12 protein-coding genes and 2 tRNA genes are annotated in these 11,480 nt (G+C 62.7%); 4 read left to right on the plus strand and 10 right to left on the minus strand.

Annotated elements, in window-relative coordinates:
- Nucleotides 1-37 precede the first annotated feature (37 nt).
- Nucleotides 38-892, plus strand: a complete 855-nt coding sequence (locus K9F62_10200) for a zinc metalloprotease HtpX (protein UJX43018.1) — start codon at nt 38-40, stop codon at nt 890-892.
- A gap of 191 nt (nt 893-1,083) precedes the next feature.
- Here K9F62_10200 and K9F62_10205 read toward each other — a convergent pair whose 3' ends face one another.
- The 5 genes from K9F62_10205 to K9F62_10225 all read right to left on the minus strand — a co-directional run bounded on the left by K9F62_10205 (nt 1,084) and on the right by K9F62_10225 (nt 5,490).
- The gene (locus K9F62_10205) at nt 1,084-1,665 is read right to left on the minus strand and encodes an NYN domain-containing protein (protein UJX43019.1); all 582 of its coding nucleotides are present in this window, start codon (nt 1,663-1,665) and stop codon (nt 1,084-1,086) included.
- A gap of 226 nt (nt 1,666-1,891) precedes the next feature.
- Nucleotides 1,892-2,515, minus strand: a complete 624-nt coding sequence (locus K9F62_10210) for a class I SAM-dependent methyltransferase (GenBank protein ID UJX43020.1) — start codon at nt 2,513-2,515, stop codon at nt 1,892-1,894.
- Nucleotides 2,496-3,374, minus strand: coding sequence for an ABC transporter ATP-binding protein (locus tag K9F62_10215; protein ID UJX43021.1), 879 nt, complete (start codon nt 3,372-3,374; stop codon nt 2,496-2,498). The genes K9F62_10210 and K9F62_10215 overlap by 20 nt, the downstream gene beginning before the upstream one ends.
- Before the next feature lie 2 nt (nt 3,375-3,376).
- Complete coding sequence (locus K9F62_10220) at nt 3,377-4,423, minus strand: iron ABC transporter permease (GenBank protein UJX43022.1); 1,047 nt, start codon at nt 4,421-4,423, stop codon at nt 3,377-3,379.
- On the minus strand, nt 4,420-5,490 hold the full coding sequence (locus K9F62_10225) for an ABC transporter substrate-binding protein (GenBank protein UJX43023.1): 1,071 nt from the start codon (nt 5,488-5,490) through the stop codon (nt 4,420-4,422). Before K9F62_10225 ends, K9F62_10220 begins: the two co-directional genes overlap by 4 nt.
- Nucleotides 5,491-6,165: 675 nt before the next feature.
- On the opposite strand from K9F62_10225, the gene K9F62_10230 reads away from it, so the two are divergent.
- Complete coding sequence (locus K9F62_10230; protein ID UJX43024.1) at nt 6,166-7,641, plus strand: outer membrane homotrimeric porin; 1,476 nt, start codon at nt 6,166-6,168, stop codon at nt 7,639-7,641.
- Between the two features lie 352 nt (nt 7,642-7,993).
- Here K9F62_10230 and K9F62_10235 read toward each other — a convergent pair whose 3' ends face one another.
- Together K9F62_10235 and K9F62_10240 are read right to left on the minus strand one after the other, a co-directional pair.
- Nucleotides 7,994-8,311 (minus strand): RNA-binding protein, encoded by a 318-nt coding sequence (locus K9F62_10235; GenBank protein ID UJX43025.1) that lies wholly within the window; start codon nt 8,309-8,311, stop codon nt 7,994-7,996.
- A 281-nt stretch (nt 8,312-8,592) separates the two neighbouring features.
- The gene (locus tag K9F62_10240) at nt 8,593-9,546 is read right to left on the minus strand and encodes a hypothetical protein (protein UJX43026.1); all 954 of its coding nucleotides are present in this window, start codon (nt 9,544-9,546) and stop codon (nt 8,593-8,595) included.
- Between the two features lie 129 nt (nt 9,547-9,675).
- Here K9F62_10240 and K9F62_10245 point away from each other — a divergent pair.
- Both K9F62_10245 and K9F62_10250 read left to right on the plus strand, forming a co-directional pair.
- Nucleotides 9,676-9,751, plus strand: a tRNA-Lys gene (locus K9F62_10245).
- Nucleotides 9,752-9,761: 10 nt separating this feature from the next.
- A tRNA-Glu gene (locus K9F62_10250) sits at nt 9,762-9,837 on the plus strand.
- A gap of 166 nt (nt 9,838-10,003) precedes the next feature.
- Here K9F62_10250 and K9F62_10255 read toward each other — a convergent pair.
- Genes K9F62_10255 through K9F62_10265 form a run of 3 tightly spaced genes read right to left on the minus strand, consistent with a single transcriptional unit; the run spans nt 10,004 to nt 11,370 of the window.
- The gene (locus tag K9F62_10255) at nt 10,004-10,429 is read right to left on the minus strand and encodes a hypothetical protein (GenBank protein UJX43027.1); all 426 of its coding nucleotides are present in this window, start codon (nt 10,427-10,429) and stop codon (nt 10,004-10,006) included.
- A 31-nt stretch (nt 10,430-10,460) separates the two neighbouring features.
- Complete coding sequence (locus K9F62_10260; GenBank protein UJX43028.1) at nt 10,461-11,213, minus strand: site-specific DNA-methyltransferase; 753 nt, start codon at nt 11,211-11,213, stop codon at nt 10,461-10,463.
- The gene (locus K9F62_10265) at nt 11,188-11,370 is read right to left on the minus strand and encodes a Com family DNA-binding transcriptional regulator (protein ID UJX43029.1); all 183 of its coding nucleotides are present in this window, start codon (nt 11,368-11,370) and stop codon (nt 11,188-11,190) included. Before K9F62_10265 ends, K9F62_10260 begins: the two co-directional genes overlap by 26 nt.
- Nucleotides 11,371-11,480 lie beyond the last annotated feature (110 nt).

An 11,480-nucleotide genomic window follows, 5' to 3' on the forward strand; every position in this document is an offset into this window, starting at 1 on the left:
TCTATAGCCCCATACGGATACGGAGGTTTTCCGCATCATGAGTAGCCAGATAAAGACCGCCCTGCTCCTCGGACTTCTCACCGCGCTCATCCTCATCGTGGGACAGGCCATGGGCGGCCGGCAGGGCCTTGTCATCGCCTTCTTTTTCGCCGTGGTCATGAACCTCGGCAGCTACTGGTTTTCGGACAAGATCGTGCTGTCCATGTACGGCGCGCGGGAGCTGTCCCCGTCCGACGCCCCGGGCGTGCACGCCATGGTCGAGGAACTGGCCCAAAACGCCGGCATCCCCAAGCCCCGGGTCATGATCGTGGCCCAGGACTCCCCCAACGCCTTTGCCACGGGCCGCAATCCTGAACACGGCGTGGTCTGCGTGACGGCGGGCATCCTGCGCCTGCTTTCTCCGGAGGAGCTGCGCGGCGTGCTGGCGCATGAGCTTTCCCACATCAGGAACCGCGACATCCTGGTCCAGTCCATTGCCGCAGTCCTGGGCGGGGCCGTGATGATGATGGCCAACATGCTCCAGTGGGGCGCGATTTTCGGCATGGGCCGCAATAGCGACGACGAAGGCGGTGGCGGCGGCGTCCTCAGCGCTCTGGCCATGGCCCTGCTCGCGCCCATCGCGGCCACGCTCATCCAGATGGCCATTTCCCGGTCCCGGGAATACCTGGCCGACGCCACGGGGGCGAAAATTTCCGGCACGCCGCTGGCCCTGGCCGGAGCCCTCGGCAAGCTCGAGAACTACGCCCGGCAGATCCCCATGCAGGCCAGCCCGGCCACGGAAAACATGTTCATCGTCAATCCGTTCGCCGGCATCTCCATGGCCTCGCTTTTCTCCACCCACCCGCCCACCGAAGAACGCATCCGCCGCCTGCGCGACATGGCCGGACGTTAGGAGGGGGGGGAGGAGAAGAGTGGAAGACAGTGCGAGAGGGGAAACCCTTTAAAAAGGGTTCTCCCCTCTCGCGCTCTCCCCTTCCTAAAGTTTTTACCTGGTAACGGGTATGTCACGGCCCCCCTTTTGAAAGTCTTTGGAAAGGGGGTTTGGGGGGAAACTTTTCTACAGAAAAGTTTCCCCCCAACTTCTTACCGCGCGACTTCGCTCGCGAAATCGTCAATCCAGTAGATGCGGTCGGCCCGGCATTGCAGGTCGGTGGACACGCCGTTCTTGAAGACGAGCAGCTCGAAGCGCTTGTTTTTTTCCGTGATGAACTCGATGGCGTCCAGCAGATCGCTGTCGCCCGAGGAGAGGATCAGGGTGTCGTAGTTCTCGATATGGGTGAGCGCCAAGGTGGCCAGGCCCACGTCCACGCCTTTTTGCTGTTCACGGCTCAGGCGATGCTTGGGGTCGTTGGGGCATGAAATGGGCACCTTGCGGTGGCACTGTTCGCAGTAGAGGTCCGTGATTTCGCTCGAACGCAGTTCGTAGAGTTTGGTGATGATTTTCGGTCCGATGGGCGGCGCGCTGCGCATCCAGTTGTAAAAGGAAACCTGGGCATCGGGCGTGGGATTGGGCACTGAATTGAGGTAATAGGCTCTCCAAAGCGGCTCGTCGATCTCAAGCTTGTTTCTCAGTTTGACATAATCGATACTATACTCGCGACTGTAAATGGATTGTCCGCGATACATGTATCCGGCGTCGATCAGCCAGAGCTTTCGATTGATCATAGGCATTCTCCGTGCGTTTCTTTTATCGCGGCCGTGTGGCCGGCTTGTTGCTGACAGTGTTGCACAACCGAACCCTCCCCTCCTACCTGAAATGCAAAAAAGCGGAAAGGGACCGCTGAAAAAAATAATATCCAATAAATTCAGCTAGATTTTGAAAATAAAGGATTATTCCTATCCCTTGGGTAAGGAATAGGGTCTCGAAAAGGCGGCGGAGAGGGGCGACTGGTCAGGATTTTCGGATATGCACCCACACCCCGTAGGAGTCGCGATGGACCTCGGCGTCGGCGATGCCGGCCTGGTCCAGGACGCGCGGCAGGTAGTCGTCGGCCTTCCAGTCGTTTCGCGAGTCCTTTTCACCCTCGCCGGACCATTTGGGGCGCATGGCCCGCACTTCCTCGATGGGCTGGTAGCGACTGAAGCCGCAACCGACAAGGGCCGCGCCGCCCGGGGCCAGCACCCGATTGAGCTCGGCAAAAGCCGCCACGTGGTCTTCCCAGAAGGGGATCGAGCCCCGGCTGACCAGCAGGTCGACGGTGCCGTCCTCCATGGGGATGGCGGTCACGTCGGCTTCGAGGAAGCGGAAACGCTCGGACGGAAGATTGTGGCGGGCCACGTTTTCCCGGGCCAGTTCGAGCACCTCGGGCTTGGCGTCGAGCCCGATCATGGTCAGGTCCGTGATCTTGGCCAGCTCGATGCACACGGCGGCGCTGCCCGTGCCCACGTCCAGGCACACGCCCTTGGTGATGCCGAAGTCGTCCACGATCTGGCGGGCGAGCAGCGGGTACATGGCGGCAAACCGATGGTTGGCGTCGTAAACGTAGAAACTCCGGTCAAAAGTCGTTTCGGACATGACGGCTCCTTGGGGCGGCGTTTGCGGTCGGGCTGGCGGCGGTCAGGGGAATGACGCGTCTTTTGCCCGGATGCCGCAAGACCCGGCGCATACGCGCCGGCACGCACACCCGCATATCTTCGTTTAAGGGATGCACCTCGATGGCGGCGTCGTAAAGCCGGCCGAGGTTTGGGCTGGTGACGGCCTCGGCCGGGGGCGCGTCGGCCAGGACATGGCCGGCGCGCATCATGACCACCCGGTCGGCCACCCACAGGGCGTGGTCCGGGAAGTGGGTGGTCATAAGGCAGGTGCGGCCCTCGTCGCAAAGCCTGCGCACGATTTCCAGAAATCGGGCCTGATTGCCGAAATCCAGGCCGTTGACCGGTTCGTCCATGACGAGCACCGGCGTATCCTGGGCCAGGGCCCGGGCCAGCATGACAAGCTGGCGCTGGCCGCCGCTTAGGCGCGTGAGCGGCGTATCGGCGAATCCGTCGACGCCGAAGCGGGCCATGGCCGCCCTGGCGATCTCCCTGTCCCGCTTTCCCGGCCGGCCGAAAACCCGGGCCCTGGCGGCCCGGCCCATGAGCACCGTTTCGAAGGCGGTGTAGGCGAAGGCCGGCTGGGTCAGCTGGGGAACATAGGCGGCCAGCCGGGCCAGCTGCCGGGGCGGGCAGGCGGCCACATCGCGCCCCTCGATGCGGGCGTCTCCGGAACCCGGGGAAAGCAGGCCGAGAATCAGGCGCAACAGCGTGGTCTTGCCGCAGCCGTTGGGGCCAAGCAGGCAGGCGAGATCGCCCGGGGCCACGGTGAAGGACACGTCTTTGAGGACCGCGCGTCCGTTGTAGGAAAAGGCCAGGTTGCTGGCGGCGACGGCGTTCATGCCTAACTCCAGCCCTTTCGGGCGTTTTTGAGTACCAGCGGAAAAAACGGGATGCCGATCAGGGCCGTCAGGATGCCAAGGGGGATCTCCACGCCAAAGGCCAGACGCGAGATGTCGTCCACGGCCAGCAGGTAGACGGCTCCGAGCAGGGCGGCGACGGGCAAAAGCCGGCCATGGCCCGGCCCGACCAGCATGCGCCCGGCATGGGGAATGATGAGCCCCACCCAGCCGATCAGCCCGGCGATGGACACGGTCAGGGCGCAAAGCACCGTGGAGAGGGCGATCAGGGCCAGCCGCACCGGGCCGGTGGAGAGCCCGAGACTCCGCGCCTCCTCGTCGCCGAGGCTTAGAAGGTCCAGCCGGCCGGCGAAGCGGAACAGGAGCACCAGCCCCAGGCAAAAGGCCGGCCCGGCCAGGCGCATGGTGGTCCCGTCGGCCCGGGACAGCCCCCCCATCAGCCAATAGGTGATGGCCGGCAGCTCGTCGTTGGGATCGGCCACGTACTTGGCCGCGGCCAACAGGGCCGTGAACAGGGCGGAGCTTATCACGCCGCCGAGAATGAGCAGCAGGAGCTTGTCGCCCTTGCCGCTGCCGGCCATGGCGACGGCCAGTCCCACGGCCGTGATGCCGCCGGTAAAGGCAAAGACCTGGACCAGGGTCCAGTTTACCCCCGCCAGCATGCCGACCGCCGCGCCAAAGGCCGATCCGGCCAGCACGCCGAGCAGTCCCGGCGAGACGAGCGGATTGACGAACATGGCCTGATAGGCCGTGCCCGAGGCGGCCAGCACCGCGCCGACGAGCATGGCGGCCAGAAGCCTCGGAAAACGGATGTCGCACAGCACCGTGGCGATGCGGTGTTGTTCGCCCGCCGCCGAAGGTTGGCCGGACAGGGCGCGCAGACAAAACCGCCACTGATCGCCGAGGGTTATGGGGTACTGGCCCACGGTCAGGGACCAGACCGCCGCCAGGACGAGCACGGCCGCCAGGACCGGTATGGCGTACCGGGCCCTGGCGGCGGCGCGGGGGGAGGCAACGGGGGTGTGGCTCACTTGCCGCGGTGCGGATTTTTGCCGGCGAGCAGGGCCTTGGCTTCGTCGGCGCTGATGTCTTTTTGCAGGTACAGCTTGAAAAAGGCCTGGGTCTCCTTGACCATGTCGTAGGGGAAGACCTCCGGATACAGGGCATGGGCCATCCATTTGGCCCCGAGCAGGCGCATGAAGGACGGCGGACGGTCGAACCAGTTAAACGGCGCGTCCGGGATGAGGAACACCTTGCCCGACTTGACGGCCGGGATGTCCTTCCACAGGGGCGAGGTGAGGATCATGTCCCGGCATTTGGCGTCCTGGACCAGGATGGCCTGGGGCGCGTAGCCCATGACGGTCTCCATGGTCACCTTGTCCATGCCGAAGCGGCGGGACTGGGGCTTTTTGTGGACATTCACGCCGCCGGCCATCTCGATGACCATGGTGTGAAAGGAACCCGAGCCATCGGTATAGAGTCCGTCGCCGCCCTCGGCGTAGTAGACGGTCAGGCGCTTGTCCTGGGGAATTTTGGCCAGGCCGGCGCGCAGTTCGGTCAGTGTCTTGTCCGCGGCCGCGGCCAGGGTGTCGCCGCGCTCCTTCTTGCCGAGCGCTTCTCCCAGAAAACGAAAGTCGGCCGGATAGTTGTCCGGCGATTCGCTGTTGATGTGCACCACCGGGATGCCCATGTCGGTGAAGAACTTGTCGAACTCGGGGTTGGACCTGGCCATGGTGCCGCTGATCACCATGTCGGGCTTGGCCGCGAGCAGGGCTTCCTTGTTGGGCACCATGCCCTGGCCGAAAAAGCCGCCCAGGATCGGCAGGTTGGCCGCGCAGGCGGGCATGAAGGCCTTTGCCGGCGGGAAGGGCTTGAAATTCCACCCGGCCAGCACGCAGGGATCGATGGCGTACACGAGCAGGCTGTCCGGCGGGGACAGGGCGTAGACCTTTTTGGGGGCGTCCGGGACGGTCACCGTCGTCTTGGCCATGTCGGTGACGGTCTTGGCCGTGGCCGGCGCGGACGGGGACAGGGCCAGCAGACTGGCGAGCAGGGCGGCCGCAAGGGGAAGCGAGCGGCACAGGGGGGTACGAAGCATGGGCGGCTTTCCTCTGGCGCGGGGCGCGGTTGGCGGCGGCGACGCGGCGGATTGCGGCGGCGCGGCCGATTGGCGATTGCCTCAGTATAGGGCGCGGGTTGGCTATCGGGCAATGTGACACTGCTCATTTTTTGTTAATTATTTAGGATAAATACATGTGCAAAGGCTGAATTGTGCTGTCACGGGAAATCCAAAACGAGAGGCAATGCCGGGTTTTCTCCCTTTTTGGAAAAGGAAATATGGCCATCGCCAAAGAGGTGGAACTGTTGTTGCGGGGTGAAAGAAGAACGTAAGCCGGAGCAGACACGCTGCTTGCGAGATTTTTGTTGTACTTTCTGTGTATCGTATGCAGGATGATTTCAGTATCGGTTTTTAGATAGCATTTTTTGCGTCGTAATTCATGGTGTGAAAATCAAGAATCACGATTATTCAATATTATCGTGATCGTAATCTTTCCATATTCAATCCAGAAATCATGCACTGTCATTGTCATGCAACTGCGCGTGTCTGTTGCTGTTGTTTTTATAATTTATAACATACTGTAATTATTTAACTTATGTCGTTTGCTGTCATATTTGTAATATTTTACAAACCGTAACGACCTCTTCGCCACAGGTCGACAAGCGGCAACGGCTATTTCTGCAAAGGCGAACAGTCGCAAAAGAGGGAGGGATGATGAAACTATTGCGCAGCCTGGCCATGGCTGTTTCTTGCGTCGTGGTCCTGTGCGCCGCGGCCCAGGCGGCCACGGAAGTGAGGATGGTGGGTGACGCCCTTGTCTACGGCGTCTTTTATTCCAACCGCAATTTCACGGGCTGGAACGCGCCGGCCTGGACCTCGGCCAAGCCGACCTGGAAGGGTCCTTCCAAGACCGAGGAAAGCTTCCAGATCTGGGAGCGCTTCCGCGTGCGGACCGACTTCGTCGCCAACGAAGCCGTGAAGTTTCGGCTTTCGCTCAAGGTGGAGGATACCTGGGGCCACGGCACCTACACCGCCGCCAACCCGACCACGGCCGTGGTGCCCTACCAGGCCTTCCTGCAGTTCAAGCTCCCGGGGTGCGCGGTTTCGGCCACGGCCGGCCTGCAGCGCGTCGAAATGCCCCAGAGCCAGCTTTTCTACTCCTCGCCGGTCTTCGGCGACAACATGGCCGCCCTCGTGGTGAAGGCGCCGCTTATCGACAAGACCCTTTCGGCCGTGGCCGGCTTCGGGCGTCTGATCGATACCGACCGCACCTATGACAACACCACCACCCAGGTGGCCGACGAGCTCGACGCCTACTTCCTGGCCCTGCCCGTCACCCTGGAAGGCTTCAAGGCCACGCCCTGGGGCGCGGTGGCCGTGGCCGGACGCAACACCGACTACTTCACCAACAAGAGCTCCCAGTACAAGACGTCCTTCTACGCCGACAACCTGACCTCGGCCGGGACGTACCTGAGCCCCACGCTGTGGAAGAACGATCAGAACGCCTTCTGGTGGGCCGGCGGCGCCTTTGAGGTGTCCGCACTCGATCCCGTGCGCTTCTACGCCGACGTGATCTACGGGACCGGCTCCCAGAGCGACCGCAAGAAGAACCGCCGCGAAGGCTGGTTTTTCGACGCCGGCGCGGAATACACCGGCTGGGACCTGCTCACCCCCAAGGCCTTCGGCTGGTGGTCCACCGGCGAAGACAAGTCCACCATGAACGGTTCCGAGCGCATGCCCATCATCCGTTCCAACTGGGGTCCGGGCAACACCTTCCTGTTTGACGACAACCAGGAACTGGTCAAGGACGCCAACATGGCCATGAGCCCGGTCGGCTCCTGGGGCCTCGGCGCCAGCCTCGACAACATGAGCTTTATTGAGAAGATGACCCACCGCCTGACCTTCACCTTTGTCGGCGGCACCAACTCGGCCCGGGCCATCCGCTTCCTCAACAGCTACATGGGCAGCAACCCCTACTTCGTCATGGGTCGCGACCTGGCCGTGGGCGAGTACGTGCTTGGCGTCAACTTCGACAACAAGTACATGATCTACCAGAACCTGGCCGCCATTGTGGAAACGGGCTGGGCCCACGGCGAGTTCAAGCAGAGCGTGTGGGGCCATCGGCTGGTCAGCCAGTCCCGGGACGGCGATACCTGGAAGGTTTCTTTCGGCCTGTCCTACAAGTTCTAGTAAGATGATGCCGGCCGCCGTGGACCCGGGAACCCTCCCGGTCCACGACGACCGCCGGCCTATGCGTTGCGTTGCCGCGCAAGGCCGGAGCTTTCGGGCTCCGGCTTTTTTTATGGCCGTTGCCCGGGGCGTCGGATCGGGTGTTGCGCCCGCAAGGGGCCGCGGCGTGCTGACGCGAAAGAAGTAGCGCGCTGTGGATGTTGCCCGAAAGCATGCAGACAGGGATTTCGAGCCCGCAACAACGCGGCAACGGGCATGAAAAAGGGCCGGAACAGACGTCCCGGCCCTTGAGTGGCTTTATCAGACAGCCCGCACCCGTTGTTCACGGATCGAAGCGGACCGTATCGGCATACTACCAGCGACCGCCGCCGCCGTAGCCACCGCCGCTGCCGCCACGACGACCGCCGCCGCCGCCACCGGAACGGGGCTTTTCCTGAGCTTCGTTGACCTTCAGAGTCCGGCCGGCCAGTTCCTTGCCGTCCAGGGCGGCGATGGCAGCGGAAGCGCCTTCGTCATCCATCTCCACGAAGCCGAAACCGCGCAGGCGGCCGGTCTCGCGATCGGTGATGAGGTTGACGCTGATGACTTCGCCGTAGGGGGCGAAATGGTCGCGGACATCGTCTTCCGTGGAGGAGAAGGACAGGTTACCCACGTAAAGTTTCTTCGACATGTACGGTAGCTCCGTTCTTTGGCATGGTCTTTTTCGGCGTGTTGGGGGGCGTCTTCCAAGGGTCCAAGCAGCGAAAGTTGGCATGCGCGTTGATAAAAGTGCCTTATTGTACACAGACCGCATACAAACACAACAAATATATGCCAGGCGGCAGAGGTTTTTTAGAGCATTTTACGGCGCTCCCGACCCAGGGCCCAGGCCGCTCCAGGGCCTTACGGGAGACCCGCTCGACCGGTCGTCGCGGTGACCGGCGAAGCGGAGAATATGCCTTCCCGCATGGTTCAGCCCAAAATGGCGTAACCCACGGTGACGAGCAGGATGCTGGCCGCCCGCAGGGCCTGGTTGTGCACGATCAGCCGCATCGCCGCCTTGGGCTTGAAAATGCCGGCATAGTACGGAAACTGGTGGCGGAAGGCGCGCATGGGCGTGGACAGGATGTTGCCGACGAGCAGGGCCAGCACCACCTGCCGTGTGGTCAGGTCGCCGGCGCCGAGCATGGCCCCGGCCGCGGCCAGCCCGGCCGTGAATTCGGCCACCACCTGGAACATGACGATGCTTGCGGCCTGGGGCGTCATGAAGGACAGGAAGCCGAGGTGGGCCGAGAGCCACTTTTCCATGGCCCCGAACGCGCCGGAAACGGCCAGAAAATGGATGCCGATGTAGATGGGCACGGTGAAAAGCACCATGGTGCGGATGCGTTTCGAAAAGCGCCGAAGCCCCTTGCGCAGGGCCTTGCGCCAGGAAAAATCGCCGTCCTTCAGGTGGCAGACCACGCAGCCGTCCGGCAGGGGCGGCAGGACCAGGCGGCCGTAGGCCAGGATGGCCACTGTGCGCAGCAGGGCGGCGAGCAGGGTCAGGCCGACGTAGAGCGCGGCCGGTCGCGTGCCGAGAAAGGGCACGGTGATGAAAAACATCTGGGGCAGATGGAGGAAGTAGGTGGGCAGGCTGTTGAAGAGGTTGGCCAGGATCAGCTCGCGGTCGGTGAGCTTTTTGGCGCTATAGGCCTCGGCCAGCAGCGAATTGGCGGCCATGCCGGAAAAAAAGGCCATGGAGAAGCTGGCGCCGACCACGTCCTTGAGATGGCCCAGCCGGATGATGGGCGCAGCCAGGCGGGCCAGAAAGCGGGTCCAGTTGAGGGCCTCGATGAGATTGGCCACGAGCAGGCCGATGGCCAGGGACACGAGGAGGCGGCCAAGCGGCCACAGCAGGGAGTGCCAAAGGTGTGCGAAATCCATGGTGGGGGGAGGTATAGCCAGGGGCGGCTTCTTTGGGAAGCGCGGCGAGGTCGTGGCGTTTTTTCCGATGAGCGGGCGAATAACGCTTGACACCTGGGCCGGATGCGCATAATCGATTTCTTCCCGTGTGGGCCGTTAACTCAGTCGGTAGAGTATCTGCCTTTTAAGCAGAGAGTCGCTGGTTCGAGCCCAGCACGGCCCACCAGCAAGCGTCCGTCCCCATCGTCTAGTGGCCTAGGACGGCGGCCTCTCACGCCGCTAACAGGGGTTCAAATCCCCTTGGGGACGCCAAGCGAATTCAGCGGTTTACGTCGACCACGTAAGCCGCTTTTTCTTTGGTCCACATCTAGTCCACATCCCGCCCTCTGTTGCTGCTGTAGGGCGACCTTTAGTTTTGTGTACAACGACGTTTAGTTTTGAAGGCCACTCCCATGGGGCGTGGCCTTTTTTGGGTAGCCTATTCGAGCGGCGTCAGCCGCCATTTCTCCGCCTGTTTATCGTCCACAATCCCATACTCCCCAGACTCGGTTTGGATGAGATAATCCCGCGTCCCAAAGCGCCGGAGGCGGCCGATGGCAATGTAGTCAGAGGCGCGCGGGGGTTTGCTTGCAGCCTCAATCAGCGGCGTGTCCAGCGACTCCCACACCTCAGCCAGGGAATCATATACAGGGCCATCCAGCCACTCGCGCTCCCAAAACTGGTCAAACGTACACTCGTCCAGCGCTTTGATGCCCTGCCACGCCGCCCGAGGATCGGCATAGAATCCTGTCGAACCATCGCTTATAAACAGCAACGGTCCCATCATCGACAGAGACACCCCGTCCCCATCCGTGCCGATCAGGCCCAGTCGACCGAGCTTGCCTGCAATCATATTGAGGTCCATGTCTCTTTCTCCTTATGCGGGCAGGATGCCATCAGGCCCTAGCTCGGGCAAGCTCAGCCATCGCCCTGATCCGCTCGGCTATACGCTCGTAATATTCCCTCGACAGCTCCACACCGACGAACCGCCGGCCGGTCTTCTGGCAGGCCACGGCCGTGGTGCCGCCACCCATGAACGGATCGAGGATCACCCCACCCTCGGGCGTAACCTGGAGCAGGTCGACCAGCAAATCGACCGGCTTGCTCGTCAGATGCACCTTGGCGGCGGGGTTTACCCGGTGGGCAAAGACACCAGGGAAGCAACGTCGGGTAAACGCCTGGGCCGGGGCTTTGACGGCATGGACCACGAACTCGGCGTCACGCCGGAACGACCCCAGCATAGGCCGGGCGCTTGGCTTGTGCCAGACCACAATGCCGCGCCACTCGAAGCCGGCGGCCTGGATCGCGTCGGTCATGGCCGGGAGCTGCCGCCAGTCCGAAAATACCATGACCGGCGCACCCGGCTTGGCCAGCCGCCAGCATTGCGAAAGCCACAGGGTAGCCCACATGACGAAGGATCGCTGGTCTTTGAGGTCGCCGAGCATGGGCGGATAGGTCCGCTTGGTGCCTGCCGATTGGTACTTTTGGGCCGGCTCCTTTCGGCGCGCGCCGGCATGGAGCCCGCCGGACGAATATGGCGGGTCTGTCAAAATGGCGTCCACCGAGGCATCCGGCAGATCGCGGAGCACAGCCAGGGCGTCGCCGTTATACAATATGCCATTGTCAAAGATCGTCTTGTGATGGTCCATGTGAGGGCTCCCGTGTTGGGGCTCTCAGGCTCTCTTGGCTGGGGCTCGTGGCCCTCACATGGTTGATTGCCCCGCACCTGGGGCACTTGATGGAGAGGTCCAGGGCCTCCCCCTTGGCCAACAAACGACTACATCGGCCGCATCGGATTTCCTTCATTCTCCCTGGCTTTACAGGTTGCGCTCGCGCTGCTACGCCCCTTCCACCCTTGATCCGCAGGGGAGGGAGCAGCTGGCGCAAGCCGGTGGACCGGCGATCCCCAGCCGGGC

The organism is Desulfovibrio sp. JY, from assembly GCA_021730285.1.
In the GTDB taxonomy this organism is placed as follows: domain Bacteria; phylum Desulfobacterota; class Desulfovibrionia; order Desulfovibrionales; family Desulfovibrionaceae; genus Solidesulfovibrio.

Bases quoted from the DNA above. Each gene is read 5' to 3' on its own strand.
- K9F62_10265 (UJX43029.1), bottom strand. From the start codon at position 11,370: ATGAAGGAAATCCGATGCGGCCGATGTAGTCGTTTGTTGGCCAAGGGG.
- K9F62_10230 (UJX43024.1), top strand. From the start codon at position 6,166: ATGAAACTATTGCGCAGCCTGGCCATGGCTGTTTCTTGCGTCGTGGTC.
- K9F62_10240 (UJX43026.1), bottom strand. From the start codon at position 9,546: ATGGATTTCGCACACCTTTGGCACTCCCTGCTGTGGCCGCTTGGCCGC.
- K9F62_10260 (UJX43028.1), bottom strand. From the start codon at position 11,213: ATGGACCATCACAAGACGATCTTTGACAATGGCATATTGTATAACGGC.
- K9F62_10215 (UJX43021.1), bottom strand. From the start codon at position 3,374: ATGAACGCCGTCGCCGCCAGCAACCTGGCCTTTTCCTACAACGGACGC.
- K9F62_10225 (UJX43023.1), bottom strand. From the start codon at position 5,490: ATGCTTCGTACCCCCCTGTGCCGCTCGCTTCCCCTTGCGGCCGCCCTG.
- K9F62_10200 (UJX43018.1), top strand. From the start codon at position 38: ATGAGTAGCCAGATAAAGACCGCCCTGCTCCTCGGACTTCTCACCGCG.
- K9F62_10255 (UJX43027.1), bottom strand. From the start codon at position 10,429: ATGGACCTCAATATGATTGCAGGCAAGCTCGGTCGACTGGGCCTGATC.
- K9F62_10235 (UJX43025.1), bottom strand. From the start codon at position 8,311: ATGTCGAAGAAACTTTACGTGGGTAACCTGTCCTTCTCCTCCACGGAA.
- K9F62_10210 (UJX43020.1), bottom strand. From the start codon at position 2,515: ATGTCCGAAACGACTTTTGACCGGAGTTTCTACGTTTACGACGCCAAC.
- K9F62_10205 (UJX43019.1), bottom strand. From the start codon at position 1,665: ATGATCAATCGAAAGCTCTGGCTGATCGACGCCGGATACATGTATCGC.